The sequence below is a fragment of the Komagataeibacter kakiaceti JCM 25156 genome (genome assembly GCF_000613305.1).
The window spans coordinates 1-2313 of record NZ_BAIO01000380.1 but is presented as its reverse complement, the minus strand read 5'-3'; the positions used below and the strand labels follow the sequence as shown (position 1 = coordinate 2313).

Genomic DNA, 2313 nt, shown 5'->3' with positions numbered 1-2313 from the left:
GCCGCGCCCGGAGGCGGTATGAAGGCGCATCTCCACACGGACTGGCGCGACATTCCCGACAGCGCCCGTGGCGCGGTCGCGGCGCTGGGCAATTTCGACGGGGTGCATGTGGGCCACGCCCATCTGGTGCAGGCGGCGCATGCCGCGCGCCCCGACCGGGAACTGGCGGTGGTGACGTTCGAGCCGCACCCGCGCGAACTGTTCCGCCCGCAGGATCCGGCCTTTCGCCTGACTCTGCCGCAGGAACGCTTCGCGGCGCTGTCCGCGCTGGGGGTGAAGCATGTCTTCCAGATCCCCTTCGATCGCGAATTCAGCGCCATGAGCGCGGAAAACTTCGTGACCCGCGTGCTGCATGAAAGCCTTGGCCTGCACCATGTGGCCTGTGGCATGGACTTCGCCTTCGGCCACCGCAGGCGGGGCAATGTCGATTTCCTGGCCGAACGGACCGAGGAACTGGGCATCGGCCTGACCGTGGTGCCCGCGCTGGCCGATGCGCTGGGGCCGTATTCCTCCAGCCGGATCCGCAGGCTGCTGCAGGATGGCTACCCCGAACGCGCGGCGGAGGAGCTGGGCCGCCCGTGGTCGATTCGCGGCGTGGTGCAGCATGGCGACAAGCGCGGCCGCCTGCTGGGCTTTCCCACCGCCAACATAGCCCTTGGCCGCCATCTGGAACCCGCGCGCGGGGTGTACGCGGTCAGCGTACGCATGGCCGATGGCACGGTCTGCCCCGGTGTGGCCAATATCGGGCGCAGGCCCACCATCAACGATGGGCAGGAAAGCCGGCTGGAAGTGCATCTGCTTGGTTTCTCGGGCGATCTGTACGGCCAGACCCTGTCGGTCGCGCTGCATACCCTGCTGCGCGCCGAACGCCGCTTTGACGGGCTGGACGCGCTGAAGGAACAGATCGCGCGCGATTCCGAGCAGGCCACGGCCTATCTGGCCGCCCGCCAGTCCGGGACCATACCCACCAGAACTTGACCACGCGCCACCGTGGTCTCCATAAGGTTGCCTCGCGCGCGGGCCCTCGCGGCCCTGCATGCTTCCCCTTGCCAGAAGAACAGAACAGGCCATGTCCGAGTCAAAACCACAGGATGTCTATCGGGAGACGGTCTTCCTGCCGACCACCTCCTTTCCCATGCGGGGCAGCCTGCCCAGACGGGAACCTGAGATTCTGGCCGGATGGGAGAGCGAAAAGCTCGATGACCGCCTGTTCGCGCAGGCGCAGGGGCGCGACGTGTTCATGCTGCATGACGGGCCGCCCTACGCCAACGGGCACCTGCATATCGGTCATGCGCTGAACAAGATCCTCAAGGATGTGATCAACCGCGCCCACCGCATGTCGGGCTATGGCATCCATTACGTGCCGGGCTGGGACTGCCATGGCCTGCCGATCGAATGGAAGATCGAGGAAGAATACCGCAAGCGCGGGCAGGACAAGGACAGCGTGCCCGTGCTCCAGTTCCGGGCCGAATGCCGCGCCTATGCGCAGAAATGGCTGGATACGCAGGCCAGCGAGTTCCGCAGGCTGGGCGTGCAGGCGGAATGGGCGCGGCGTTACGCCACCATGGATTTCTCGTCCGAAGCAGCGATCGCGGGGGAAATCGGCAAATTCCTGCTCAACGGCCTGCTGTACCGTGGCCTGCGTCCGGTCATGTGGAGCCCGGTCGAGAAAACGGCCCTGGCCGAAGCCGAGATCGAATATCGCGATCATGAATCCACCGCCATCCACGTGGCCTTTCCTATTGTAACCGATCCCACCCCCGCCCGGGCGCTGGAAGACGTGGCGGCGGTGATCTGGACCACCACGCCGTGGACCATTCCCGCCAACCGCGCCATCGCCTATGGCCCCGAAATCACCTATGCCGTGCTGCGTGTCGATGGCGTGAGCGATGAAGCCACGCTGGAGCCGCAATCGCGCGTTCTGGTGGCGGAAGACCTGATCGGGCCGTTCTGCCAGTCGGCGGGCGTTACCGCGCACCATGTGCTCTACACCCTGCCCGGCAGCGCGCTGGAGGGGGCGGTGTGCGCCCATCCGCTGCGGGGGCAGGGCTATGATTTCGACGTGCCGCTGCTGCCCGGCGCGCATGTCACGACCGAGGCCGGGACCGGGCTGGTCCACACCGCCCCCGCCCATGGCGAGGACGACTTCAATCTCGGCCGCGCCTTCGGGCTGGAAATCACCGAACTGGTGCTGGACGATGGCCGGTATGCCGACTGGGTGCCGCTGTTTGGCGGCGGGCATGTGTTCAAGGCGGCGGAGCCGGTCTGTCAGGCCCTGCTTGAAGCCATGCAGCGCGCCGTGGCGGCGGGCAC

Annotated in this window: 2 protein-coding genes; both read left to right on the top strand. The window is 66.9% G+C overall.

Annotated features, from left to right (window positions below; genetic code table 11):
• Positions 1-18: 18 nt before the first annotated feature.
• A complete protein-coding gene (locus JCM25156_RS14060; RefSeq protein ID WP_025813587.1) occupies positions 19-978 on the top strand; it encodes a bifunctional riboflavin kinase/FAD synthetase in 960 nt (319 codons plus the stop codon).
• 91 nt (positions 979-1069) lie between these two features.
• Positions 1070-2313: class I tRNA ligase family protein (locus JCM25156_RS14050; protein WP_025813586.1), on the top strand; the 1244-nt coding region annotated here is incomplete at its 3' end.